This window comes from Asanoa ferruginea (assembly GCF_003387075.1).
Taxonomy (GTDB): domain Bacteria; phylum Actinomycetota; class Actinomycetes; order Mycobacteriales; family Micromonosporaceae; genus Asanoa; species Asanoa ferruginea.
Map to the genome: position 1 here is coordinate 6,227,794 of NZ_QUMQ01000001.1, position 24,384 is coordinate 6,252,177.

Annotated in this window: 19 protein-coding genes and 1 riboswitch; of the genes, 10 read left to right on the forward strand and 9 right to left on the reverse strand. The window is 69.3% G+C overall.

What is annotated here, in order from left to right; translation table 11 throughout:
- Positions 1-15: 15 nt before the first annotated feature.
- The 6 genes from DFJ67_RS29105 to DFJ67_RS29130 all read left to right on the forward strand — a co-directional run bounded on the left by DFJ67_RS29105 (position 16) and on the right by DFJ67_RS29130 (position 7,671).
- The gene (locus DFJ67_RS29105; protein WP_116070960.1) at positions 16-813 is read left to right on the forward strand and encodes a hypothetical protein; all 798 of its coding nucleotides are present in this window, start codon (positions 16-18) and stop codon (positions 811-813) included.
- Positions 813-3,167, forward strand: coding sequence for a hypothetical protein (locus DFJ67_RS29110; protein ID WP_116070961.1), 2,355 nt, complete (start codon positions 813-815; stop codon positions 3,165-3,167). Before DFJ67_RS29105 ends, DFJ67_RS29110 begins: the two co-directional genes overlap by 1 nt.
- Positions 3,164-4,030 carry a hypothetical protein gene (locus DFJ67_RS29115; protein ID WP_170216039.1) on the forward strand — a complete coding sequence of 289 codons (867 nt, stop codon included), beginning with the start codon at positions 3,164-3,166 and terminating at the stop codon, positions 4,028-4,030. The genes DFJ67_RS29110 and DFJ67_RS29115 overlap by 4 nt, the downstream gene beginning before the upstream one ends.
- Positions 4,027-5,244 carry an OmpA family protein gene (locus tag DFJ67_RS29120; protein ID WP_116070963.1) on the forward strand — a complete coding sequence of 406 codons (1,218 nt, stop codon included), beginning with the start codon at positions 4,027-4,029 and terminating at the stop codon, positions 5,242-5,244. The genes DFJ67_RS29115 and DFJ67_RS29120 overlap by 4 nt, the downstream gene beginning before the upstream one ends.
- A 2-nt stretch (positions 5,245-5,246) precedes the next feature.
- Positions 5,247-6,596, forward strand: a complete 1,350-nt coding sequence (locus DFJ67_RS29125) for a hypothetical protein (RefSeq protein ID WP_116070964.1) — start codon at positions 5,247-5,249, stop codon at positions 6,594-6,596.
- A 136-nt stretch (positions 6,597-6,732) separates the two neighbouring features.
- On the forward strand, positions 6,733-7,671 hold the full coding sequence (locus DFJ67_RS29130) for a GNAT family N-acetyltransferase (protein WP_116070965.1): 939 nt from the start codon (positions 6,733-6,735) through the stop codon (positions 7,669-7,671).
- On the opposite strand, the gene DFJ67_RS29135 is transcribed toward DFJ67_RS29130, so the two are convergent.
- The 5 genes from DFJ67_RS29135 to DFJ67_RS29155 all read right to left on the reverse strand — a co-directional run bounded on the left by DFJ67_RS29135 (position 7,668) and on the right by DFJ67_RS29155 (position 11,807).
- Complete coding sequence (locus DFJ67_RS29135) at positions 7,668-9,020, reverse strand: cation:dicarboxylate symporter family transporter (RefSeq protein WP_116070966.1); 1,353 nt, start codon at positions 9,018-9,020, stop codon at positions 7,668-7,670. The two genes, DFJ67_RS29130 and DFJ67_RS29135, sit on opposite strands and share 4 nt — an antisense overlap.
- Before the next feature lie 37 nt (positions 9,021-9,057).
- On the reverse strand, positions 9,058-9,570 hold the full coding sequence (locus DFJ67_RS29140; protein WP_116070967.1) for an LURP-one-related/scramblase family protein: 513 nt from the start codon (positions 9,568-9,570) through the stop codon (positions 9,058-9,060).
- 14 nt (positions 9,571-9,584) lie between these two features.
- A complete protein-coding gene (locus tag DFJ67_RS29145) occupies positions 9,585-10,199 on the reverse strand; it encodes a CE1759 family FMN reductase (RefSeq protein WP_116070968.1) in 615 nt (204 codons plus the stop codon).
- Entirely contained in the window at positions 10,196-11,293 is a 1,098-nt protein-coding gene (locus DFJ67_RS29150) for an LLM class flavin-dependent oxidoreductase (protein ID WP_116070969.1), read from the reverse strand. Before DFJ67_RS29150 ends, DFJ67_RS29145 begins: the two co-directional genes overlap by 4 nt.
- A 70-nt stretch (positions 11,294-11,363) precedes the next feature.
- Positions 11,364-11,807 (reverse strand): DUF5709 domain-containing protein, encoded by a 444-nt coding sequence (locus DFJ67_RS29155; protein WP_239097494.1) that lies wholly within the window; start codon positions 11,805-11,807, stop codon positions 11,364-11,366.
- A 125-nt stretch (positions 11,808-11,932) separates the two neighbouring features.
- On the opposite strand from DFJ67_RS29155, the gene DFJ67_RS29160 reads away from it, so the two are divergent.
- Positions 11,933-14,218, forward strand: a complete 2,286-nt coding sequence (locus DFJ67_RS29160) for a serine/threonine-protein kinase (RefSeq protein ID WP_116070971.1) — start codon at positions 11,933-11,935, stop codon at positions 14,216-14,218.
- Positions 14,219-14,558: 340 nt separating this feature from the next.
- Positions 14,559-15,584, forward strand: a complete 1,026-nt coding sequence (locus tag DFJ67_RS29165) for an IS30 family transposase (protein WP_116067088.1) — start codon at positions 14,559-14,561, stop codon at positions 15,582-15,584.
- Positions 15,585-15,733: 149 nt separating this feature from the next.
- On the opposite strand, the gene DFJ67_RS29170 is transcribed toward DFJ67_RS29165, so the two are convergent.
- Both DFJ67_RS29170 and pdxR read right to left on the reverse strand, forming a co-directional pair.
- Positions 15,734-16,591 carry a bifunctional 5,10-methylenetetrahydrofolate dehydrogenase/5,10-methenyltetrahydrofolate cyclohydrolase gene (locus tag DFJ67_RS29170; protein ID WP_116070972.1) on the reverse strand — a complete coding sequence of 286 codons (858 nt, stop codon included), beginning with the start codon at positions 16,589-16,591 and terminating at the stop codon, positions 15,734-15,736.
- 18 nt (positions 16,592-16,609) lie between these two features.
- Positions 16,610-16,692, reverse strand: a riboswitch (ZMP/ZTP riboswitch).
- 21 nt (positions 16,693-16,713) lie between these two features.
- Complete coding sequence (gene pdxR, locus DFJ67_RS29175; RefSeq protein ID WP_116076759.1) at positions 16,714-18,102, reverse strand: MocR-like pyridoxine biosynthesis transcription factor PdxR; 1,389 nt, start codon at positions 18,100-18,102, stop codon at positions 16,714-16,716.
- A gap of 46 nt (positions 18,103-18,148) precedes the next feature.
- Here pdxR and DFJ67_RS29180 point away from each other — a divergent pair, with 46 nt between their 5' ends.
- The gene (locus DFJ67_RS29180) at positions 18,149-19,090 is read left to right on the forward strand and encodes an aldo/keto reductase (protein ID WP_203784332.1); all 942 of its coding nucleotides are present in this window, start codon (positions 18,149-18,151) and stop codon (positions 19,088-19,090) included.
- Here the strand turns inward: DFJ67_RS29180 and DFJ67_RS29185 are convergent.
- A complete protein-coding gene (locus DFJ67_RS29185; protein ID WP_116070973.1) occupies positions 19,087-19,905 on the reverse strand; it encodes a S1 family peptidase in 819 nt (272 codons plus the stop codon). The genes DFJ67_RS29180 and DFJ67_RS29185 overlap by 4 nt on opposite strands.
- A 194-nt stretch (positions 19,906-20,099) precedes the next feature.
- Here DFJ67_RS29185 and DFJ67_RS29190 point away from each other — a divergent pair, with 194 nt between their 5' ends.
- On the forward strand, positions 20,100-23,438 hold the full coding sequence (locus DFJ67_RS29190; protein ID WP_239097567.1) for a 3-keto-alpha-glucoside-1,2-lyase-like domain-containing protein: 3,339 nt from the start codon (positions 20,100-20,102) through the stop codon (positions 23,436-23,438).
- A gap of 48 nt (positions 23,439-23,486) precedes the next feature.
- Here DFJ67_RS29190 and DFJ67_RS29195 read toward each other — a convergent pair whose 3' ends face one another.
- Complete coding sequence (locus tag DFJ67_RS29195) at positions 23,487-24,365, reverse strand: helix-turn-helix domain-containing protein (RefSeq protein ID WP_147315649.1); 879 nt, start codon at positions 24,363-24,365, stop codon at positions 23,487-23,489.
- Between the last annotated feature and the right edge of the window lie 19 nt (positions 24,366-24,384).

Here is a 24,384-nt window from a genome sequence, read left to right on the forward strand (position 1 = left end):
CAAAGGGTGGCTGACATGAGCGAGACGCTTCCTATACCGCACACCGTTCTGTCCTCGGACGTCGTCGACTCCAGCCCCGGCGGATACCCCCGGCACGCCGAACTCGGGCAGACTGCTGAGGCGGTGATCACCGAGGCCATCCAGGAGTTGGGGGCCAATGAGAACTGGCCACGGAGCAACCGGGGTGACGGTGAGGTAACACTAGCGCCGGCGACCGTGCCCGCCGCCCGCCTGCTCGCCGATTTCCTCCGTCTGGTGCATGACGGCTTGGTCACTTACAACCGCAACAAGAGCGTCGACCATCGGCTCCGCTTGCGGTTTGGCGTTGACCACGGCGATGTGGTGGTCGACGGCGGCGGCGTTCCGCGCGGTGGTGACCCACTCGTTGTGGCGGCACGGCTCCGTGACTCGGCGGTGGCTTACGAGGCGTTGGCGGCTGTGCCGAGCGCTCCCGTGGTGGCAGTCGTGTCGGACCTCGTATACCAGCGCGCCGTGCCAGCGAACGGGCGCGGTCTGGAGGTCAGAATGTTCCGCCGGGTGGAGACTACGGTCAGCGGCCGGATGGTCTCCTGCTGGCTCTATGTTCCGGGGCACGAGCCACCCGTGGTCACCGAGGCGACTCCGTCGCCTCGGCCAGCGGCCCGATCCGCAGCGGCGGAATCCCCGGCAGCCCCAAGCAGGACGAAGGCGTCGAAGTCCGGCGCCGTTCCACGCGAGAGCGCGAAATATCGCACCTCCATCAAGGACTCCCACAACATCCACATCGGAGACGACGGCACCCACTTCAGTGTGGAACGCGGCGGGCCGGCCTGATGCCGGCCGAAGCGGTTCCTGACGCCGAGCCGTCCGACGCTGCGCCGCCACCGGTGCCCCCGCCGGAGATCTCGGACTCCGCTCAAGCCGGCAGCCCGCCCGCCGAAGCTGAAGAAGGCAACCACGAACCTCCCGCGCCGGTCGACAGCGTCCCACGGCCACGGGGGAGCACCGCCAGCGTTGACGCGCGCGATCAGCCGGACAACTCCGGAGGGCTGCGGGAGAGCCTCGACAACTTCGGCAAGGATGAACAGGAGCAGTCGGCCACCGCGTCCAGCGGAACTGACCAGAGCTGGTCCCAGGAGTCGGAGACCGCGGATCTCCAGCCGGACGACTACCGCACGCAGGTGATCCGCGGCAGCGCGGCGATCGGCGACCGTGCGGTCGCTATCCAGCTCAACCTTCGCGGCGGCAGGCAGATCACCGCACTGAAGTTCCACCGCGATGCCGCGTGGATCGACGAGGCGGAGCTGACCTTCGTCGCCCCAAACGACTTCGCCACCCTGCGGACGGCGCTCGAGAGCAACCGCATGCTTTACCTGCGTGGTGCGGCCGGCACCGGGCGTCGCCGTTTGGCGGAGATCCTGCTGGGCCGGGTCGTCGGCAGCGACAAGGTCGCCGGCATCGAGGTGCCGGCACGTGATGTCTCGCTGTCCACCCTGGCGGGCGAACAAGGACTGTTGCTAAAAGGGCATGGCACTGTCCTGGAGCTCAGCGCCCCCGGCGTCGTCAGCAACGCCATTCTGGCCACTTTCGCAGGAATGGCCCGCGAGGCCGATGCCTGGCTGATCGTCCTCGACGACCGAACGGGCACGCCCGATCCCGCCTTAAGCCCGTACGAGGTACACACCGAGGCACCGGAGGCGGGGCAGGTTTTCCGCAGGCACCTGCTGGCGGAGCTGAAGAGGCGTGCGCGATGTGTCGGCGGCTGCACTCGATGCGATGCCAGGTGCCGGCCGGCGTTCGTCGACGAGTGCCTGACCAAGTCTGCCGTCCAGCTTCAGCTTGAAGCTGACCCGCGACCTGCGTCGGCGGCTGACCTGGCCCGGGCACTGGCTGACTGGGACCGCACCGACGACGATCTCGATCGTGCGCTCGCCACTATCCGGGTGCGGGTCCGAGAGCATGCCGCACGGCTGGTCAAAGGCCTGGACGTCAGCAACGATGTCAGGGACCCGCAGGCCGCACCCCGGCGGCAGGCGGTCCAGATCGCCTACGCCGCCTACGACGGTCACCCGCTCTCGGACATCTTCGATGTCGGTCAGCAACTGTTGGAGATCTTGTGGGTGGTCCAGCGCAGCGCCGAGAGCCCGACCCGGGTCCTCTTCGACGCTGGCATCGAAGCGATGCTGAAGGTCACCGACCAGAGCGTGATCGTCCGGGTTGACGCCGGGGAACATCCGCGCAGGGCAAGGTTCGTCGACTCACGGATGAGCTTCGACATCCTGGACGTCGTATGGCATGACTTCGACGGCGTCCGGGTCCCGCTGCTGTTCTGGCTGAACCAGCTCGTCCAGTCCGGCAGGCCGGGAATTCGACGGCGCGCCGCGTATATCGCGGGTTGGTTGGCCACGCACGACTTTGACGAACTATGGCGGATCCTGATACGGCCCTGGGCTCGGTCTGACAAGGGCACCGTTCGGCAGGCGGCGGCTTGGGCTGTCGACATCCTGGCTTACGACGGTCGGTGGCTGGACGCCGTTCGCGGTCGTGTCCGTGAATGGGCCCGCGTTGACAACGCGCAGCTGCATGACTCGGCCGCACGTAGTTACGGCACCCAACTTGGCGCCGCTTTCGTTACCGAGACCCTCGCCGACCTGCGGATGCTCGCGGGTCGTGACGACCTCAACGGCAGCGCGTCGGTCGCGGTGGCTATGCAGTTTCTCTATACCGTGGCGCCCGACGAGACCCGCAAGACGCTGGTCGCCTGGAACGGCGAGCGGACATACCGGATTCGGGTGCACGCCGCCAGATCCCTCATTCTCCTCGCCCGTCTCGCCGGCCGGCCGCCAAAGGACGGGTGGCCTCTCCTGCTCTCGGACCTCGCGTCCACCGACGACGGGCGTCTCCTCGACGATCTGTGGCGCGCCGCGTTGAGCGATCCGACGACCGCGTTGCGCGCGTGGGAGTCGCTTCGATCCTGGCTCCAGGCAGCGGATGCCGACGAGGAGCTACAGGAGGTCGTCGTCTCCCTCGGCGCCCGGATCTTGCGCCGACCACTCGCGACGCGGGGCCGCTTCTACCTCAAGCGGTGGAAGCGGGAGTCGGAGTCGGCCAGCCGTCTGCTCGCCCTTCCATGGCCAGATCCGCCCGGTGGCGCGGCCACCCCCGAATCTCCAGGAGACCCGAAATGACGTTGCACTCCGCATCCGCGGAACCCGGACGACGGTCATGGTGGAAACGGTTTAAAGGCTGGTTCACGCGACGCCGGCCGCCGGCACCGACCGAACCGTGGCCCGTGACTCACGGGGCCGCCCCGCCGAACGAGATGGTCTTCTATCGTCCATCCACACCGGGCGCCCCGATCGCCGCCATGGCCCGCGATGAGGTCTATGAGTTCCAGGTGCACACCGATCTGGAGTGGTCGACGAGCGCGATGGGCTACGACGAGCTCACTCGCCAGGCCGACGAGTTCGCGGCGACCGCGGGCGACGACGTCCGCCGACGCGTCTGGAGGGTGGCGCGCACCTTTGACGCGCACGAGGCGGCGGCGGCCGAGAAGGAGATGCGACGTCAGCTATCCAGTTGGTGCTACACGAGCGTCCATGGCGAGATTCGTTGCACACCAACCGTCCGGGTGGTTGCGGACCAGCGAATCCGCGACCACCTGACTCCGTTCGCTCTCCGGCGGATCGATTTGGACACCGAGGCTGAGCTCGCCCGCCGGCGCGCCGACTTGGTGAAGGAGGTCGTCAAGCACTGGCACGACGTCCTCGTCGAATTGGGTGTCAGCCCGATCACCCTCACCGCGGCCCAGCTCACCGACACCGAGTTCGCCGTAGCGATCAGCCGGCTGGCCGACCGTCGCCGAGCATCGGCGGTTGAGCTCGTCGACGTTCTCCGCCAGGCCACTCGAGACCACGAGCAGCTCGGCATGTTCGAGTTCGCTGAGATGTACGCGAGCGCCGTCGCCGCGTTCCGGCGTCAGATGGAGATCGAGGACAGCGCCTTCGTCGACAAGCTAATGGACCTGGAGCCGGGAGAGCAGCCCCGATGATCTCTTGTCGATGGGTTCTGACGCTGCTGCTTATCCTGGCGGGCCTGGTCGCCGGCTGCTCGCAGGACCCGACCGACTGCGGTGCTCTCGAGAGCGGCGACACCGTTACCGCTGGTACGACCGTGCTGCTGATCGACGTCACCGCGTCGGTCCGCGGCGGCGATGGTCCGGGGTACGCGGCGGGCCTCACCGATGAGATCGATGCCGCCATCGACCGTGGCGACGCCGTGACGGTGGGCTCGTTCGATGGGTCCGCGTCGACGGTCCGGTGGACCGCCGAGCGCATCCGCACCAAGCCAGAGGCGAAGCGCCCCAACAACCAGAAGATCGAACTTCGCGACATACGCACCTGTCTGACGCGCGCCGTTTCCACGGCAGCCGCAGCACCTGCGGCCACCCGCAACTCTGACCAACTGGGCGCGCTCGGCGTCGCCGCGGAGAAGGGCACCAAGATCAATGGCAACCAGCACACTGTCGTGCTGGCCACCGACGGTCTCAGCACCACCGGATGCCTCAACCTGGCCTCGGGAGATGCCGGCGACCAGGCGTGGATGGAGCAACTCATCACCGTTTGCCCTGACCGTCCTGGTTGGCCGGTCCACCTCGTTGACCAGCGTCTTGTGATGGTCGGTGTCGGGCAGCCGGCGGACGGGCAGCCGACGCTGGAGACGGCGCACGTCGCGTTCCTGCGGACACTTTGGGAGCGGATTTGCTTGGCCGCCCGGGCCACCGAGTGCGATATCAGGACCGAACCGGTGGCACGTCACGCCGGCTCGGGCGCCGACGGACAGCCGGACGCTGTGGTGCAATTCGCCGCGGCTCCCGGTCCACCGCCGGCGCCACCGCACATCATCCACAACCTCTCCGCAGAGGTTCTCTTCGCGACCAACTCCTACGTCGTGCTTCCGGATGGCGAGGAGGAGCTTCGCAAACTGGCGGCGCAACTCACGTCACAGCCGGGCGGAACGATCGAGGTTGTGGGGCACACCGACATCCGCGACGACGCCGACTTCAACCAGAAGCTCTCCGAAAACCGCGCCGCGAGCGTGGCGGCCGTGCTCAAGCGGGCCGGCGTGACGAACGTGTCGAGCAGCGGGAAGGGTGAGACCGGCGCCTTCTGCACCATAGACAAGCGTCCGGACGGGAGCTGGAACGAGCCTTGCTTGCAACGTGATCGCCGGGTCGAGGTCGTGGTGACGGCAGGAATGAGCTGACAATGGTCGACAATTTGCCTGTTGGTCGGTCCGACGCCAACGGCCGTCGCTATCCCAAGACGCCGTGTCCGAGCGCAGCGCCTGACGGCGACCCGCTGCTTCAACCGACGGTCACACCCCAGAAGTACGACAAGGCTGTGTTGTCGTACGCCGAGTCGGCGCGGCTGATCCGTGCCAAGGTGGCGGCCGAGGCGGCTGTGTCCGAGTCGCAGCGGTCGATCCAACAGGCGACAGAACTGCTTGCCCACTCGTGGCAGCGAGCAGCAGCGGCAGTGCGCGCCATACGCGAGTTCCGGGCGGAGCGGCGCCTCGGTCTGGCCGCCAAACGCCGCCGCAAGGTACTCGACCGGCATATCGACGATGGTCCGGAGGACCGGCGCTCGCGTCCGCGCTGGCTCACGGAGTGGCTGGTCTGGCTGATCATTTTGCTGAGTGCCGGCTACGACACCGCTTTTTTCGCGACCGTGTTCCAGGACGCCATCGATATCGACCCCCAGGCGCCCATTCTGCTCAGGGCTGTCGCCTATATCCCGGGCTTCAGCATCGCGATGGCACTCATCCTTGCCGGAAGCTGGCTTGCGGTTCCGCTCTTCCGGCATCGTTCTAGCGCCGAGCGCCGTGCGCGGCGTGGGCCGCTGAACTGGCGAGTGGTTCTGTCGCGGACGTTCCGAAACTGGCGGCCGGACGAGCAGACGCGCCGTAACGACGACCTGCCATGGCCGAGTTGGCCGCTGGCTGTCACGTTCCTGCTGCTGCTCCTCAGTGTTCTCGGCGTATGGGCCTGGTTCCGCGGCCGCGACTTGTTCGACGGCAACCTGCGCTGGCCGCTGGTCGTCCTCCTGCTGCTGCTCACCGGCTCGGCCATCGCCTTTAAAGCGGCCGCCCACAACCCGTTCGCGGATCGCGACCGGGAGACGCGAGAGGATCTTGCGCGTACCCAGGCCGACCTCGCGGCACTCGAACGCGGCGCGGGCGAGTCGGTGGCAGAGCTGCTCGGCAAATGGCAGGAGGCGCAGCTGACGTTGGAGAACGCCACGCTGGCGGCGCGCAGGCCGATCGTCGAGGCGTGGGCATCGATCTCCGAGGAGCGCGCCCGACACGGGCTCGCCGGCAACGTCGCCCCGTCCTTCGTCGCGAGCGATGGACAAGACACCGTCGGCTTCGCGCTGTTCGACGATCTGCGCGAGCCGCGTGTGCACGTGCGGGTGCTGGACAACGGATGGGCGGCGCTCGCCGACTTCGACCCCGCGAGGCTCCAGGCCCAACTCGCGGACACGTTAGACCAGTTGCACGACCAGTTGGACCGCGCCATGGAAACCGACTCAGAACTGCATGCCCCGCCGGAGATATAGGCAGAGAATGCACCCGAGGCAGCAATCTTCTTCCTAGATCCGGCCGACGGGGGCCCTTCCGGCCTGGCCGTGAAGCGGCGGTCGACGACGGAAAACGGATCGTCGGTTTCGCGGCGGCCTGGCACAGTGGCGCACCATGACCGACTTCGCGCTCCTGACCGCCGCGGACATACCGCTCATGCAGGGTCTGGCACAGCGCGTAACCGCGGCCCGACCCGAGCTGATCAGCGCCGGCGCTTCCTACGGTGAGCTGGCCTGGGTCTGGGGCCAGGGGTGCACCCTCCACCGCGCGACCTGGCCGCGCCGGCTGTGGTTCGCCGGCACCGAGCTGGTGGCGTGGGCCTGGGTCTTTATTCCGCGTCAGGTGCGGCGCAACGACGGCTCGGTCAAGACGGTCACCGGCGCCTCGCTGAGCTATCAGGTCCATCCCGACCACCTCGAGCTGATCGACGAACTCATCGAGTGGTACGACGGCGTGGCAGAAGGCCTCGAGCGCACGGCGTTGCCGACGGACGCCGAGGAGCACGCCCTGAAGCGCTGGGCGGCGCATGGCTACGCGGCAGACACCGCGGCGCTCGACGACTGGACTCAGCTCAACCAGCGCGACCTCACCGAGCTGGAGCAGCCCCTGCTGCCGGTCGGATTCCGGTTCCGCACCGCCGACGAGGCCGCACCCGAGGCCGCCGTCCAGGCGCACGTGGACGCCTGGGCTCCCTCGGCATACACGGTTCAGAGCTACGCGGCCGTCCGGCAGACGGCGGCCTACCGCGGCGACCTGCACGTCCTGGTGGAGGCGCCGGACGGCACGATGGCGGCCTCGACGATCATGTGGCTCGACGAGGCGAATAAGACGGTCGAGTTCGAGCCGGTCGGCACGCACCCGGGCTACCGGCGGCTCGGGCTGGCGAAGGCGATGATGCTGCACGGGATGCAGCTGGCCCGGGCCGCCGGGGCCATCCATGCCACGGTCGTCTGCCTGGGCGCGCCGGTGCATCCTATGCCGCGCGCGTTCTATCTCGGCCTCGGATTCCGGGAGCTCTCGCGGGACACGCCGCTCATCAAAGGCGAGAACTAGATCGGTTCAGAAGTCCGCTGTGCGGCAACCACCGGCTCGCGCTCCTCCGTCGCCGGCTCGTCGTCGAGCATCGTCGCCTCGTCGAACGGGTCGTCGCCGCGCAGCACCAGGTCGGCGCGGTCCTTGTCGAACTCGCCCGACCACTTACCGACCAGCAGCGTCGCGACGGCGTTGCCGGCGAAGTTGGTCAGCGCCCGCGCCTCCGACATGAACCGGTCGATCCCCACGATCAGCCCGACCCCGTCGACCAGGTCAGGCCGGTGCGACTGCAACCCGCCGGCCAGCGTCGCCAACCCCGCCCCGGTCACCCCGGCCGCGCCCTTCGAAGCAATGATCATGAAGAGCAGCAGGCCGATCTGCTCGCTCACCGCGAGCGGCTTGTTCAGCGCGTCCGCGACGAAGATCGACGCCATCGTGAGGTAGATCGCCGTGCCGTCCAGGTTGAACGAATAGCCCGTCGGCACCGTGATGCCGACGACCGTGCGTGACACTCCAACGTGCTCCATCTTCGCGATCAGCCGCGGCAGGGCCGACTCCGACGACGACGTCGACAGGATGAGCAGGAACTCGCGGCCCAGATAGCGCAGCACCGAGAAGATGTTGAGCCCGGTGACCAGCTTGAGCAGCAGACCGAGCACCAGGAACACGAAGATCGCGCAGGTCAGGTAGAAGCCCAGCATGATTTGCAGTAGCCCGGCCAGCGCCTTCCAGCCGGTCTCGCCGACCACCGCCGCGATCGCGCCGAAGGCACCGATCGGCGCGACCCACATGACCATGGCGAGCACCCGGAACACCAGGCGCTGGAGGAAGCCGACCGCGCGCAGGATCGGTTCGCCGGTCTGGCCCATCGCCTGGATCGCGAAGCCGACCAGGAGCGCGACCAGCAGCGTCTGGAGCACCTGCGAGTTGGTCAGCGCCGAGAACAGCGTCGTCGGGATGATGCCGAGCAGGAAGTCGACCGTACCCTCGGAGCCGCTGGTGTCCGGTGCCTTGCCGCCCTGGAGGTCCAGGCCGCTGCCGGGATGCAGGATGTTGCCGACCACCAGGCCGATCGCCAGCGCCACCGTCGACATGATCAGGAAATAGCCGAGCGCCAGGCCGCCGACCTTGCCCACCTTGGCGGCCTGGCGCACCGAGCCGATGCCCAGCACGATCGTGCAGAAGATGATCGGGCTGATCATCATCTTGATGAGGTTGACGAAGCCGGTGCCGAGCGGTTTCAGCGACTCGCCGACACCGGGGGCCACCAGCCCGACCAGGATGCCGGCCAGCACGGCCACGATGACGGCGAGGTAGAGGTATCCGGTGCGGTCACGCCGGGCCGCCGGCGGCTGCGGATCGATCGACATGCGGCCATTCATGCCCACCTGTGACCGCGCTCACACCTCAGTCTTTGTCGCGCGCTTCCTCGGCCCGCTTGCGTTCCGCCCGCGACTCCGCCAGGTCCAGGGCCAGCACACCGGCCAGGATCAGCAGGTCGTTCTGCCCCGGCGCGACGTCGACCGCGTAGGTGTCGCGGATCGAGAACCACTTCTTGGAGACCGTGGCGACCCGTTCGCCGCCCAGCTCGACCTCGTACTCATGGTCGAGCAGGTCGCCCTTCATCTCGAGGTCGTCGGGGCCGGGCACGTCGATTGTGTATCTGTCACGGAACGGCGTGAACAGTTTCTTGCGCATCTCGGCGGCCTCTTCACCACCGATGCTGATCGTGTAGGTCGGCCGCAGCGCGATCAGCTTGCGGTGCACGGCGGCCACCTCGCGGCCCGACTGGTCCTCGATGACGAGCTTGTCGCGCAGGCTCAGCACCTTGCCGTCGACGTGGAACACCCTGTTGCCCGCGTCGTCGGTGATGTCGAAGTCGTCGCCGATGTCGAAGATCTTCTCCCGGATGAGGTACATGACCCCATCCTCGCTCATTCGCCGGCGAGCAGCTCCTCGAAGGACGTGCGCAGCGCGAACGGGTCGACCGGTGTCGCCGGGTCACGGCGGGCCACCTCGGCGGCGAGCTCCGCGGCCGCGCGCCGCACCCGCTTGTCGAGCCGGCCGCCACCCTCGTCGCCACCCCAGTCCTCGGGCGCCGCGAACACACCGGTCGGCATGACAACCGAGCGGGTGTACGCGAACAGCGGCCGCATCGCGTGGTCGAGCGCGAGTGAGTGGCGGGCGGTGCCGCCGGTCGCGCCGATCAGCACCGGCTTGCCGGCCAGCGTGCCGTCCGGCAACAGGTCGACAAAGGACTTGAACAGCCCGCTGTAGGAAGCCGTGAAGATCGGCGACACCGCGATCAGCCCGTCGGCGCCGTTGACCGTCTCGACCACCTTGGCGAACGTGCTCGCCGGGAAGCCGGTCAGCAGGTTGTCGACGATCTCGTGGGCGTGGTCACGCAGCTCGATCACCTCGATCTTCGGGGTGACTCCGAGCCGGGTGAGCTCCTCGCCGGTCGCGGCTGCCAGCTTGTCGGCCAGCAGCCGCGTCGACGAAGGCTGGCGCAGCCCGCCGGCGACCACCGCGATGGTGCGCTCGGTCATGCCGCGACCTCGTCGGCTTCCGCCGCGGCAGCGGCGACCAGCGACTCGTGCGTCGGCGCGTCCGGCACGTCGGCCGGGCGGTTCTTCGCGAACTCCTTGCGCAGCACCGGCACGACCTCCTCGCCGAGCAGGTCGAGCTGCTCGAGCACGGTCTTGAGCGGCAGGCCGGCGTGGTCCATCAGGAAGAGCTGCCGCTGGTAGTCGCCGACGTACTCGCGGAAGCCGAGCGTGCGGTCGATCACCTGCTGCGGGCTGCCGACGGTCAGCGGCGTCTCCCGGGTGAACTCCTCCAGCGACGGGCCGTGCCCGTACACCGGTGCTTCGTCGAAGTAGGGCCGGAACTCGCGTACGGCATCCTGGCTGTTCTTGCGCATGAAGACCTGACCGCCGAGGCCGACGATGGCCTGCTCCGCGGTGCCGTGCCCATAGTGGGCGAAGCGCTCGCGGTAGAGCGCGATCATGCGCTGGGTGTGCTCCTTGGGCCAGAAGATGTGGTTCGCGAAGAAGCCGTCACCGTAGTAGGCGGCCTGCTCCGCGATCTCCGGGCTGCGGATCGAACCATGCCAGACAAATGGGGGTACGTCGTCGAGCGGTCGCGGCGTCGACGTGAACGACTGCAGCGGGGTGCGGAAGCGCCCCTTCCAGTCGACATTCTCTTCGCGCCAGAGCTGATGCAGCAGCGCGTAGTTCTCGATCGCCAGCTGGATGCCGTTGCGGATGTCCTGCCCGAACCAGGGGTAGACCGGACCGGTGTTGCCCCGCCCGAGCATCAGGTCGACCCGACCGTCGGCCACGTGCTGGAGCATCGCGAAGTCTTCCGCGATCTTCACCGGGTCGCTGGTGGTGATCAACGTGGTCGCGGTCGAGAGCAACAGCCGCTCCGTGCGCGCCGCGATGTAGCCCAGCATGGTGGTGGGCGACGACGGCACGAACGGCGGGTTGTGGTGCTCACCGGTCGCGAAGACGTCGAGCCCGACCTCTTCGGCCTTGAGCGCGATCGCGATCATCGCCTTGATGCGGTCGTGCTCACTGGGGGTCGTGCGGTTGGTGGGGTCCGGCGTCACGTCGCCGACGGAGAACAGCCCGAACTGCATGTCAAAACACCTCGCTTCGTCAGCCACCGTCAACTTACTTGACGCCGCAACTATTCCGGTTGGCTGTGGCTCAGCGGAGAGGTCCGTCACCCTCGTCATCGGGGCCGTCGACCACGTGCACCGCGGCCTCCTCGGCGCTGGCACCGCCGGCGTCGATCCCGGCGTCCCACGCTACCGAGTCGGCTTCGACGTCTTCGCCGAATCCCTGGTCGTCTTCGACCAGCCGGCCGGCACGCGGGTCTTCCTCGTAACCACGGCGACTGATCTCGTCCTCGTCGTCGGCCGGGTCGGCGTAGGGGTCGACGTCGGGCTCTTCCTGGGCCAGCAGTTGCTCGAGCGACTCGCCGGCGCGCTCTTCGGCCTCGGTGGTGCCGAACCGGTTGGCGCCGCTCCATTTGTCGGCCGGGGCTATGCCCACGTCGAGCGGGTCGGCGACCAGGTTGTCGTCGAGCGTGTCGGAGGCGTCGAGCACCCCGTCGTCTTCGGCCACCTCGAACTGCGGGTCCTGGCTCATCGTTTCTTTCCTCATTCCACGTTCGGGCCACGGTCGCGTGCAAGCCTAAGTCCCGCCCATCAGTCGGCTAGCCTGCCCTGATGGCGCGAGTGATACGTCCGCTTCTGCGAGGTATACCCGGATTAGTGTGGCTGATCCTGGTGCTGCACGTCGCCGTGGTGCTCTGGCAGACCGCGCTCTTCCCCAACTTCCGCTCCCCGGACGAACGCCAGCACGTCGACCTGATCACCCAGGTCGAGCAGGGCGTCGCCTGGCCCTGGCCCGATCCCGGCACGCTGCGCATGGCACAGGGCAGCGGGGCCGGCGGCTTCACGAAGTCCAACCGGATCGACCGCCCGCTGCATCTCGCCGACCGCCCACTTCCGCCGCGCGCGGACCGCCCGTCCTTCTCCGCCGCCGGCGGCACCACCCCGCTGACGGCACAGCCGCGCAACCAACTCATCCAGCACCCGCCGTTGTACTACGTCGCCGGCGCCGCCGTCCTCCAGGCCATCCCGGGTTGGGACCGGATCCCGTTCGACCTGACCTACCTCGCGCTCCGCTGGTGGAACGTGCTGCTGGCGGCCGCGCTCCCGCTGTTGCTCTGGGCGGTCGCGCGCCGGCTGCGCCTTGCTGAACCGTTGCCGGTGGCCGCCGCGCTGGTGCCACTGGCGATCCCGGAGCTCACCCACAACGAGTCGGCGGTCAACAACGACAACCTCCTGATCCTGTTGTACGCCGTGCTGACCCTGCTCGTAGTCCGGGTCCTGACCGGGGATGCCACTCGCCGCACCGCGCTCGCGATCGGCGCGGTCGGCTCGCTCGCGCTACTTACCAAGGGTTTCGCGTTGCTGGTGCCGCTGTGGGTCGGTGTTGCCTACGCGGTCCCGCTCTTCCGCGGCCCTGGCCGTCGGCGCGTGGTTTGGGCGTTGGCGGTCGCCTGGCTGGGCACCCTGCCTGGGGTGGCGTGGTGGATCCACAACCGCATCGCGTACGGGTCGCTCCAGCCACACGGGCGCTTTACCTCGGTGCCGGAGTTGGTCGCTCGCTACCCGTTCACCGACGGCGGGGTGCACTGGTTGCTGCGGCTGTTGGAGCGGATGAACACGCTGTTCTTCGTGCACGACCAGACCGGGGGTGGGGGCCACCACGCCCCGTGGTTTCTGGCGTTCGCTGCCGCTGTGCTGATCGTCGCCGGTGTGGTGGTCGCTCTTGCGCTGCGGGCCCTCGACCGCTCGACCGCGCTGGTGTTGCTGTTCCCGATGGTCGGGCTGTTGGCCATCGTGGCCAAGGGCTCCTACGAACAGTTCGCCGCGACCCACACCTACGCCGGAATGCAGGGCCGTTACCTGTACGGCGGCCTTATCGGCGTGGCCATCGTCGCGCTGGCTGCTTTGCGCCGCGTGCCGGCTGCGGTGTCCCGCGCCGCGCCACTCGGGGTGCTGCTGTTCGCGATCCTGATTCAAACCGTCTACATCGGCTACACCGTCAAGCTGTTCTGGCTCCCGGCCGATGGCGACGTCCTCGCTGCCCTGCGTGCGATCGCCGCCTGGTATGCGTTCCCGCCGGTGGTGCTGGCGCTGATCGTGACAATCCTGCTGGTGTCACTCGGTGCCGCCCTGTTCGCAACCGTGCGGCTCGCCGGCCGCCCGGGTGCGGCCGCGTGGCCCGCCCGCCGCCCGACGGCGGCCGCCCGGCTTACCCGCCGTCCGGCGGTGTTCGCCCGGCTTGCGCGTCGTCCGGCGGTGGCCGCCCGGCTTGCCCGCCGCTCGGCGGTCTTCGCGCGGCTTGCGCGTCGTCCGGCGGTGTTTGCGCGGCTTGCGCGTCGTCCGGCGGTGGCCGCCCGGCTTGCCCGCCGCTCGGCGGTGTTCGCGCGGCTCGCGCGTCGTCCGGCGGTGTTCGCGCGGCTTGCGCGTCGTCCGGCGGTGGCCGCCTGTCCTGCTCGTCGTCCGGCGGTGGCCGCCCGGCTTGCCCGCCGCTCGGCGGTGTTCGCGCGGCTTGCGCGTCGTCCGGCGGTGGCCGCCTGTCCTGCTCGTCGTCCGGCGGTGGCCGCCCGGCTTGCCCGCCGCTCGGCGGTGTTCGCGCGGCTTGCGCGTCGTCCGGCGGTGTTCGCGCGGCTTGCGCGTCGTCCGGCGGTGTTCGCGCGGCTTGCGCGTCGTCCGGCGGTGGTCGCCTGGCTTGGCCGCCGTCCGGCGGTGGCCGTCCGGCTTGCGCGTCGTCCGGCGGTGGCCGCCTGGCTTGGCCGCCGTCCGGCCGTGTTCGCCCAGGTCGGCCGCCGGCCGGCCGTGGCGGCTGGGCCTGCCCGCAGGCCGGCCATGGCCGCCCGGCCTGCTCTATCTGGCCAACCGGCCGTGCGGCTTGCCCGAACCTTGCCGGCTGCGCCGGGGCAGGCCGGTGTCGCGGGGCGCGGCGCGAGCGGCGTGCGCGTCTAGTGCCAGTGGTGCGGTGGCGTTTTTGTTCGGGGCTTTGCCCCGGAGCCCCACCGGGGCGCTGCCCCGGACCCCGACCCGAGCTGCGGGGACCCAGCCAGGGCGGGGCGGGTCCCGTTGTCGGTCTTCGCAAGGGCATCAGGATGTTCGGGCGGTGACAAGGTCGTTCGTCCAGTTGGGCGCTCCACCTTGTCACCGCCCGAACATCCTGATTTGTGGGCTACGCCCGACAACGGGACCCGCCCCTTGGGGCGGTTTCTTGAGATCTAGGAAAAAAGATGTAGCCCCGGCGTAGTCAATTGCTGGTTGCAACACCACCTCGTTGTTGTGTGTGGAGGTGGGTATGGCATCACGGTTGTCTATGGCGGAGCGGGAAGAGATCGGGTTGGGTCGGGCCGGGGGTGAGTCGATTCGGTCGATCGCCCGGCGTCTTGGCAGGCAGCCTTCGACGGTGTCGCGTGAGGTGGGCCGGTTCGAGCGGTACGGGGAGCCGTATAAGCCGCGGGCGGCGGATTGGGCGGCGTGGCTGCGCCATCGCCGGCCGCGGCGGCCTGCCAAGCTGGTCATCAACGCTGAGCTGCGGTCGGTGGTGGTGGCGGGGTTGCGGCGGCGGTACTCGCCGCGGCAGCTGGCCGCCCGGCTGCGGATCGATCATCCCGACCGGTCGGAGATGTGGGTGTCGCACGAGACGATCTATCAGGCGATCTATCTGCAGGCCCGCGGGAACCTACGCGCGGACCTGTCCCGGCAGGTCGCGCTGCGGTCCGGTCGAGCCGCCCGCCGACCCCGGGCGGTCGCGGGTGGGGCGGTGCGGTCGAGTCGGGCCTGGCTGGGGTTGAACATTGCGGCCCGCCCCGCGGAGGTCGCGGATCGGGCGGTGCCCGGGCATTGGGAGGGTGACCTTTTGGAGGGGACCCGCCGCCGCGGGTCGGGTGGCTCGGCGATCGCGACCCTGGTGGAGCGGCATACCCGGTTCGTGATCCTGGTCGCCCTGCCCGACGGGAAGGTCTCCGAGCATGTCGTGGCCCGCCTGGCGACCGCGATGGCCTGGCTCCCGGAGCGGCTGCGCGCGTCGCTGACCTGGGACCAGGGCAGCGAAATGGCGCTACACGCCCGGTTCAGCATCGCGACGGGCTGCCCGGTCTACTTCTGCGACCCACACAGCCCCTGGCAACGCGGCAGCAACGAGAACACCAACGGCCTGCTCCGCCAGTACTTCCCGAAAGGGATCTTCGACTTCACCACCATCGACCAGACCGGCCTGGACGCCGTCGCCGACGAACTCAACGACCGACCCCGCATGACCCTGGGCTGGGCCAAGCCGAGTGAGAAGATGGCCCAACTACTCGGTGTTGCAACCACCAGTTGACCCCGCCCCCGGCTACATCTTTTTTCCTAGATCTCTTGGGTTTGGTCTGAGGGGGGTGCGGCGGCCGGCCATATCGGGCTTTTCGCCCCCCGGCCAGCCGGGCGATTTCGGCCGCCCCGCGTGCGGGCCGGCGGGGCGGGATCACACCGCTAGTTGGTGGCTCGTTCGGCTGCGCTGACCGCGTTGCGGAAGAGCATGGCGACCGTTGTCGGGCCTACCCCGCCGACCCGCGGTGTGATCGCGCCTGCGACCTCGGCGCACGATTCGTCGACATCGGGCAGGAGCCGCCGCCCCTCGTAGCGGACCCCGCCGCCGATGACCGTCGAACCTGGACGGACGTGTTCCGGCTGGACGATCCCGGGGACCCCGGCCGCCGCGATCAGGATGTCGGCCCGCTGGGTGTAGCGCGGCCAGTCCTTGACGCCCGTGTGCACGACCGTTACCGCCGCGTTGGCGGTTGGGCGTTTCTGGGCCAGCAGCATTGCCAGTGGGCGGCCAAGCGTCGCGCCGCGGCCGAGGATTACCACCTCGTGGCCGGCTACCGGGATCTCGTAGTGCGCCAGAATCGCCTCGATGCCAGCCGGGGTGCAGGGGAGCGGGCCCGGCAGGCCCAGCGCGAGGCGGCCCATGTTGACCGGGTGCATGCCGTCGACGTCCTTGTCGGGATCCATGACGGTGAGGGCCTGGTCGTAGTCGAGGTGGCCGGGCACCGGGTGTTGCACGAGCAGGCCGTGCACGGCCGGGTCGGTGCTGAACTCGGCGATCACCCGTTCGAGGTCGGCCTGGGTCGAGTCGGCCGGCAGGTGTGCGTGCGGTGAGACGAAGCCGAGGTCAGCCGCCTGGCGCTGCTTGATCCGGATGTAGCCGGCGCTCGCGTCGTCGTCGCCGACCAGGATGGTCGCCAGCGCTGGGGTGACGCCCTTGTCGCGCAGCACGCGGACCCGGTCGGAAACGTCGGCCAGGATGCTCTCGGCTACCGGGCCGCCGGGCAGAAGACGCGCGGACATACTTATTTCCCCCTCGACCGTGGGCACCCAGGCGGTCGATGCTCACGGGCGGGCTCCCCGATGGTCAGTGCCATCCCGTGCCGCCAGTCGCGCTCACCCCAAGCATGCCAGAAGGCCCCCGGCTACACCCGGTCGAGGGTCGCCCTGAGCTGGGCCACTGCGGGGGCGATCTCGCCGTCGGCGAGGTTGCCGTAGCCGAGGACCAGCACCGGGGTCGGTGCGGCCGGCTTCTCGGCCCGGTAGGTGTCCAGGTCGACCAGGCGTAGGCCGTGGGCCGCCGCCGCCCGGACCACGGCGCGGGCGTCGGTGCCGTCGGGGAGGTGGAGCAGCACGTGCAGGCCGGCGGCGGTGCCTTCGACGGTGGCCTCCGGGATGATCTCGGCGAGGGCGGCCAGCAGGCGGTCGCGGCGGAGCCGGAAGCGGCGGCGGGCGGCGCGCAGGTGGGCGTCATACCAGCCGCGGTTGACGAATGTGGCCAGCGCCAGCTGGTCGAGCACCGGCGGGGCCGCCGGCACCGGGTCGGCGGCGGCCGACAGGACGCCGGGTGCGAGCAGCCAACCCAGGCCCAGCGCCGGGGACAGGGTCTTGCTCACCGAGCCGAGCAGCGCCACCCGGCCCGGGTCGAGGCCCTGCATCGCCGCGATCGGCCGGCGGTCGTAGCGGAACTCGGCGTCGTAGTCGTCTTCGACCACGAAGCCGTCGACCGACCGGGCCCAGCGCACCAGCGCCGCCCGGCGGGCGGGGGAGAGCACCGCACCGCTGGGGAACTGGTGTGCGGCGCCGACCACCACCGCGCGCACGCCGTCGAGGGCGTCGACCCGGACGCCGTCGCCGTCGACCGGGACCGCGCGGACCGCCAGGCCCGCGCCGGTGACGGCGGCGCGCAACCGGGACCAGCCCGGCTCCTCGACGGCGACCGTGTCGACTCCCAGGCGGCGCAGCGCGCGGGCGACCCGGGTCAGGCCGTCCGTGATTCCGGCACAGACCGTCACGGTGTCCGCGGTCGCGACCGCACCCCTGGAGCGCTGGAGGTATTCCGCGATCGTGCGGCGGGCGGTCGGGTGGCCGCGGGGGTCGGGCGGGCCGAGGTCGTCGACGGAGATGGCGCCGGTGACCGCGGCGACCGCGTCGGCCCACCGGCGGCGGGGAAAAGCTCGCAGGTCAGGGAGGCCAGGTGCCAGGTCGTAGCGAGGGGACGCGGTGGCGGTCCGGGGGCGTGGGACGCGGCCGCGCGGCGCGTCGTCCGGGGTCCAGGCCACCCGCGTTGCCGAGCCGACCCGGGCCGCGAGGTAGCCCTCGGTGACGAGTTGGCCGTATGCCTCGGTGACCACCCAGCGTGAGCAGCCCAGGTCTTCGGCGAGGGCCCGGCTGGGTGGCACCGCCGAGCCGGTCGGCAGGCGGCCGGACCGGATCGCCGCCCGCAGCGCCCGCGCCAGGCGCTGATGAGCCGGGCCGGCGCCGGTCGGGTCGAGCAGCGTCGCCCACGCCAGATTGGTCTGGGAATCCACCATGAGATTGGAGCGTACGACCTGACCGATCGTCACTAACGTCGATCGCATGATGGATCAACTGGTACTCGGCGCGATGATGTTCGGCACGACCGTCGACGAGAAGCGCGCGTTCGCGATCCTGGACCGCTTCGTCGACGCGGGCGGCATCTGGATCGACACGGCCAACTGCTACGCGTTCTGGGCCGATCCGAGTGGCTTCGGCGGCCAGAGCGAGGCGCTGCTCGGGCGTTGGCTGGCCCGCCGGCCGGGGGTGCGCGACCGGGTCGCGCTCAGCACGAAGGTCGGCTGCGAGCCGCTCGAGGCCGGCCGATACCCCGAGACGGCTGAGGGGCTCGCGCCGCAGACCATCAAGAACGGCATCGAGGCGAGCCTGCGGCGGCTCGGCACCGACCGGGTGGAGATGTATTGGGCACACCGCGACAACCGGCGTACGCCGATCGAGGAATCCGTCGGTGCCTTCGGCGAACTCGTCGAGGCCGGGCTGGTCGGGCGGCTCGGGTGCTCCAACTTCGCGGTCTGGCGGCTGGAGCGGGCCCGGCGGTTCGCGGCCGACCTCGGAGTGGCCGGCTACACGGCGGTGCAGCAGCACCTGACCTACCTCCAGCCGCGGCCCGGAACCCGGCCGTCGGTCGTGCACCGCTTCGGGCACCTCAGCGACGAGGTGGTCTCCTATGTGGAGAGCCACGACGACATGGCGATGTGGTCCTACACGCCGCTGCTGGCCGGCGCCTACACCCGGGCCGACAAGCCGCTGGCGCCGGAATACGACCACCCGGGCACGCAGAAGCGGCTGGCGGCGCTGGACACGGTCGCGGCCGAGACCGGCACGACCCGCAACCACGTCGTGCTGGCCTGGCTGACCGGTGGCTGCCCGGCCGCCATGCCGATCGTCGGCCCGAGCTCGGTCGCCCAACTCGACGAGGCCATCGCGGCCATGGAACTGAAGCTCAGCCCTGAGCAGCGGTCCCTGTTGGACGGCGCCGCTTAGTAGGGACCGACGCCGTAGGTCGTGCCGGCCCGCACCGCCGAGGCGTAGTAGCTGACGCCGCCGGACGCGCACGACCCGCTGCCGCCCGAGGTGATGCCGATGCCGACGGTTCCGGCGAAGAGCGGGCCGCCGCTGTCGCCGGGCTGGCTGCAGATGTTGGTGCGGATCAGCCCGAGCACGGTGCCGTCGGCGTAGTTGACGGTCACGTTGACCGCGGTGACGGTGCCGCTGCGCACCCCGCTGGGGCCGCTGCGGGTGACCCGCTGGCCGATCGTGGGTGAGCCGAACGAGCGGATCGGAGCCAGGCCCGGGTAGATGTTGACGGCGCTGGGCTTGGCGATCGTCGTGTTGGTGTAGCGGATCAGCGCGGTGTCGTAGGTCGGCGTCACCGTGGTCACCACGCCGAGCGGGACGGTCGCGGCGGCGTCGGCGTAGACCGTGCCGGCCACCGCGCCGACGCAGTGCCGCGAGGTGATGAAGTAGTAGGTGCTGCCGGCGCGGGCGTTGAAGCCGATCAGGCACCGGCCGAAGCCGCCGGCCTGGTAGAACGGGTCGGCGCCGGCGATGTGGCGGCGCAGCGTGCCGCTGTCGCGCACGAGGGTGCCGCGGTTGCGGAGCGCGCCGCGCAACCCGGCGAGTGCGGTGGCGTCGACCGTCGCGTCGGCCGCGACCACGGTGGCGCCGTCTTCGGTCCACCATGCCGTGCCCGGCAGGCTCCGGTAGCGGGTGAGCGTGGGTGCCGCCGCGGCAGCGGTGGCCGGGAGCAGCACGGCCACCGCGGCGACGGCGGCGGCGAGGATCCGGGCGGTACGCATATCGACGACTATCCCTGAGTCGGTGACCCTGGGCAACCTTTCGATCACGGCAATCGCACTTCTGCTCATTAGGACAGAAGTTCCGTCGCATCGAAGGATAGATATGGACAGTTGACCAGAAGGCACCTACGGTGACCGCAACCCGCTCGTCCCTCTACCGTCCCGGAGGAACAGTGCGCTCACCTTTACGTCCCTTGATCGCTGTCGTCGGCCTGCTGGCCGGCATACTCGTCGCGCCGGCCGCCGCCGCGGCCGCCGTGCCACCCCAGGAACCCGGCGTCACCCTGCGCGTCTTCGACGTGCAGGTGCCGCTCAGTGAGATCTGTGACCTGAAACCCAGCCAGACGCCCAATGTGGACAAGCTGATGCCCACCATCAACTGGACGTCGACGACCGACTTCGGCTTCAGCGACAACTTCGTCAGCCAGGTGATCGGCAACATCAACATCGCGACGGCCGGCAGCTACACGTTCCGGCTGAGCAGCGACGACGGTTCCCGGCTGACCATCGACAGCACCGTGGTGGTCGACCACGACGGCCTGCACGGCGCCAGCCCGCCCAAGGAAGGCACGATCACCCTCACCACCGGTTACCACGCGCTGCGGATCGACCACTTCGAGCGCGCCGGCGACCAGCAGATCACGCTCGACTGGCGTACCCCCGGATCATCGACCTTTGTTCTGGTTCCCAACAGCGTGCTGTCCACCGATGCCGGCGTGGTGCGGGTGACCGCGCCCGGCCGCAAGGAGTGCGAGGGCGTCACCGACGCGCCCGGTGACGGGCTGCCGCTCAACGCCGTGCACCCCAACTACACGCTGACCAACCTGCGGCCGACCGGCTTCCAGCCGCAGGTGTCGGCAATGGACTGGCTGCCCGACGGCCGGCTCGCCATCACTACCTGGGGTGGCAGCGACACCGTCGCCGGCGAGGTCTACCTGCTGTCCAATGTGACCGGTGCGACTTCGCCTTCGCAGGTTACCTATCAACGGATCGCGACCGGCCTGCGCGAGCCGATGGGCATCAAGTATGTCGACGGCAAGCTCTATGTGTCGGAGAAGCACCGGCTGGTCGAGCTCAACGACACCAACGGCGACTGGGTCACCGACACCTATCGCCAGGTGGCGACCTGGCCGTGGGGCGGCAACTTCCACGAGTTCGCCTTCGGCCTGCTCTACCAGGCGCCCTACTTCTACCTGAACCTGTCCATCTCGATCAACTACGGCGGCGCGACCACCAACCCGCAGCCGGCGCCCAACCGCGGATCGAGCATCCGGATCGACAAGAACACCGGCGCCGTGCACTACGTGGCGGGCGGACTGCGTACCCCTGATGGAATCGGTTGGGGTCCGGAGGGTGGCATTTTCGTCACCGACAACCAGGGTGACTGGCTGCCGGCCTCGAAGCTGGTGCACATCAAGCAGGACCGGTTCTTCAACCTCAACATGAACCCGCCGGGCCCGTTCCAGAACCAGCCGGTCACCCAACCGGTGCTGTGGATGCCGCAGAACGAGATCGCCAACTCGCCGAGCACGCCGGTTCTCGTCCCGTCGGGGCCTTATGCCGGGCAGTTGCTGATCGGCGACGTCACCTATGGCGGCCTCCAGCGGGCCTTCCTCGAGAAGATCAACGGCGAATACCAGGGGGCGCTGTTCCGGCACACCCAGGGCCTGGAGATGGGCGTGCTGCGCACATCGATCGGCCCGGACGGCGCGATCTACGTCGGTGGCCTCGGCGCCGGCGGCAACTGGGGGCAGGAAGGCAAGCTGACCTACGGCCTGCAGAAGCTGACCCCCAACGGCGGCAACGCGTTCGACATCCTCGCGATGCGGGCGATCGCCAGCGGGTTCGAGTTGGAGTACACGCAACCGCTGTCGGCCGCGACGATCGCCTCGCTGGCGACCAAGTTCCAGGTCAAGCAGTGGCGGTATGTGCCGACGCAGAACTACGGCGGCCCCAAGGTCGACGAGCAGACGCTGTCGGTCACCTCGGCGACCGCGTCGACCGACGGCCGCAAGGTGACCCTCAAGATCAACGGCTTGCAATCCGGGCGCGTGGTGTACGTGCGTTCGCCGCGCCCGTTCGCCGCCGCCAACGGCCAGGAGCTGTGGAGCACCGAGGCCTGGTACACGCTCAACGCGCAGATCGGGGGCCCGCAGCAGCCCGGCGGCGCGCTGGAGGCGGAGTCGGCGGTGCTGACCGGCGGCGCGTCGGTGGCCACCGACCACGTGGGTTACACGGGCGCCGGTTTCGTTGCCGGCTATGGCACGCAGGGCGCGACGACGACGTTCTCGGTGCCGGCCGCGGCGGCGGGTTCCTACGATCTCAACCTGCGCTATTCCAACGGCCCGAACGGCGGCACCGGCACGAAGACGGTGTCGCTCTACGTCAACGGCACGAAGCTCCGCCAGACGCAGTTGCCGTTCACCAACAACTGGGACACCTGGGCGGTGAAGGCCGAGGCGGTGACGCTGAACGCCGGCACCAACACGGTGGCCTACCGCTACGACGCGGGCGACATCGGCCACGTCAACCTCGACAACATCACGGTGACCGGCGGCCCGCCCACGGCCGGAACCATCGTGGGCATCGGCGGCAAGTGCCTCGACGTGAACAACGCCGGCACGGCCGACGGCACGAAGATCCAGCTTTGGACCTGCAACGGCAGCGCGGCCCAGCAGTGGACCCGGGTCGGCGACACGTTCCGGGCGCTGGGCAAGTGCCTCGACATCGACAACGCCGGCACCGCCGACGGCACCAAGGTGCAACTCTGGAACTGCAACGGCACCGGCGCCCAGGTCTGGCAGCCCCAGGCCAACGGCTCGATCCTCAACCCGCAGTCCGGCAAGGTGCTCGACGCCCTGGGCGGCAGTTCCGCCGACGGCACCCAGATCCACATCTGGACCTATGTCAACGCGGCCAGCCAGCGCTGGACCGTGGGTAGCGGCGGCCCGGCGCGGATCGTCCTGTTCGACGGCGCCGCAGCGTCGCTGACGGCGAACTGGCAACACACCGACGGCCGCAACCCGACCTGGACGATCACGGGCGGCGGCATGCAGGTGGCCGGTGGCGACATCCGGACGCGGCAGGCTTTTGGCGACTACAAGCTGCACGTCGAGTTCTGGCTGCCGCAGTATGGCCCGGAGGTCACCGGCCAGGCCCGCGCGAACAGCGGCGTCTATCAACAGGACCGCTACGAGCTACAGGTCCTGGACTCGTTCGGCGACACGTCCCTGGGCAACGACGAGGCGGCGTCGATCTACCAGAAGAAGGCGGCGGACACGAACGCCGCCACGGCGCCACAGACGTGGCAGAGCTATGACATCACCTTCCGCGCGGCCCGCTTCAACGGCACGACAAAGACCGAAGACGCCCGCATGACGGTCGTCTGGAACGGCGTCACGGTGCACAACAACGTGGCCGTCAACGGCCCGACGGGGGCGGGAGCAGCCGAGGCCAACACCCCGGGCCCGATCCGCCTACAGGACCACGGCAACCCGATCCGCTACCGCAACATCTGGATCGAACCGGCATAGCCGACCATCCCGTGCGCCGAGCTAATCGGCTCGGCGCACGGGACGCTGCTAGCGCTGGTCCTGCAACTTGCCGAGGAAGCGGCGGCGATGCCGTTCGAGCAGTTCGAACACGTCTTTGACCGTCTGTTTCGCGTAGGCGTCGAAGACATGTCGATAGAACGCGGCGTCTGCCTTGCCCTCGGACGAGATCACGGTGTTGATCAGGTCAATCTCCACGCGCGACTCGTCTGCCAGCACAAAGCCGTGCAACGGCGGAATCGTCCACTCCGACCGCGCCGGGATGACGCCGAGCGTCACGTTGTCCTGTCTGGCAACGTCGACCAGTCGTCGGATCTGCGCCGGCATGTGCTCCAGCGCGCAGATTTCGTTGCTGAGGACCGACTCCGTCATGATGAAGTGAAACCGACGGGTGGGGTCGACTAGTTGCTCCTGCCGTTTGATCCGCAAAGACACCGCCTCGGCGACGGCAGTGGCCGGGGAATCGGTCGCACTGGCCGGCATCAGGTCCTGAAACGGCGTCAAGATCGCGCGGGCGTATTCGCTCGTTTGGAGCAGGCCCGGGATCGCCACCGGCTGGAAGATCCGCAGCGTCTGTGCATCGGCCTCGATGGCGCCGACAAGGCGCTGGCGGTGCGCGAGCGATGTGGATGATGGGCGCCAGTCGGTCATCCGGTTGTGTGAGAGTTCGGCCTGAGCGACGAGATGATCAATTTGGTCCCCGCTCGCCCCAAGCGCCCGCGCGATTGCCGCGACGTCGTCGGGGTCGACATGCCCCACGCCGTTTTCCAGCCTTGAGATCTTCGGCTGGCTCATCCCTACCAGTTTGGCCAACTGGCCCCCAGTGAGGTTGCGTGCTCGCCGCATGCGGGCCAGAACTGACCCGACCGTCTCATCTGGGTCGCGGGGAGCGCCAGCGGTGCTGGCCACGTGGCGCTCCCTTCCTCGG

Coding starts and splice junctions, on each gene's coding strand:
- DFJ67_RS29105 (WP_116070960.1), top strand. CDS start 16: ATGAGCGAGACGCTTCCTATACCGCACACCGTTCTGTCCTCGGACGTC.
- DFJ67_RS29110 (WP_116070961.1), top strand. CDS start 813: ATGCCGGCCGAAGCGGTTCCTGACGCCGAGCCGTCCGACGCTGCGCCG.
- DFJ67_RS29115 (WP_170216039.1), top strand. CDS start 3,164: ATGACGTTGCACTCCGCATCCGCGGAACCCGGACGACGGTCATGGTGG.
- DFJ67_RS29120 (WP_116070963.1), top strand. CDS start 4,027: ATGATCTCTTGTCGATGGGTTCTGACGCTGCTGCTTATCCTGGCGGGC.
- DFJ67_RS29125 (WP_116070964.1), top strand. CDS start 5,247: ATGGTCGACAATTTGCCTGTTGGTCGGTCCGACGCCAACGGCCGTCGC.
- DFJ67_RS29130 (WP_116070965.1), top strand. CDS start 6,733: ATGACCGACTTCGCGCTCCTGACCGCCGCGGACATACCGCTCATGCAG.
- DFJ67_RS29135 (WP_116070966.1), bottom strand. CDS start 9,020: ATGTCGATCGATCCGCAGCCGCCGGCGGCCCGGCGTGACCGCACCGGA.
- DFJ67_RS29140 (WP_116070967.1), bottom strand. CDS start 9,570: ATGTACCTCATCCGGGAGAAGATCTTCGACATCGGCGACGACTTCGAC.
- DFJ67_RS29145 (WP_116070968.1), bottom strand. CDS start 10,199: ATGACCGAGCGCACCATCGCGGTGGTCGCCGGCGGGCTGCGCCAGCCT.
- DFJ67_RS29150 (WP_116070969.1), bottom strand. CDS start 11,293: ATGCAGTTCGGGCTGTTCTCCGTCGGCGACGTGACGCCGGACCCCACC.
- DFJ67_RS29155 (WP_239097494.1), bottom strand. CDS start 11,807: ATGAGCCAGGACCCGCAGTTCGAGGTGGCCGAAGACGACGGGGTGCTC.
- DFJ67_RS29165 (WP_116067088.1), top strand. CDS start 14,559: ATGGCATCACGGTTGTCTATGGCGGAGCGGGAAGAGATCGGGTTGGGT.
- DFJ67_RS29170 (WP_116070972.1), bottom strand. CDS start 16,591: ATGTCCGCGCGTCTTCTGCCCGGCGGCCCGGTAGCCGAGAGCATCCTG.
- pdxR (WP_116076759.1), bottom strand. CDS start 18,102: ATGGTGGATTCCCAGACCAATCTGGCGTGGGCGACGCTGCTCGACCCG.
- DFJ67_RS29180 (WP_203784332.1), top strand. CDS start 18,149: ATGATGGATCAACTGGTACTCGGCGCGATGATGTTCGGCACGACCGTC.
- DFJ67_RS29185 (WP_116070973.1), bottom strand. CDS start 19,905: ATGCGTACCGCCCGGATCCTCGCCGCCGCCGTCGCCGCGGTGGCCGTG.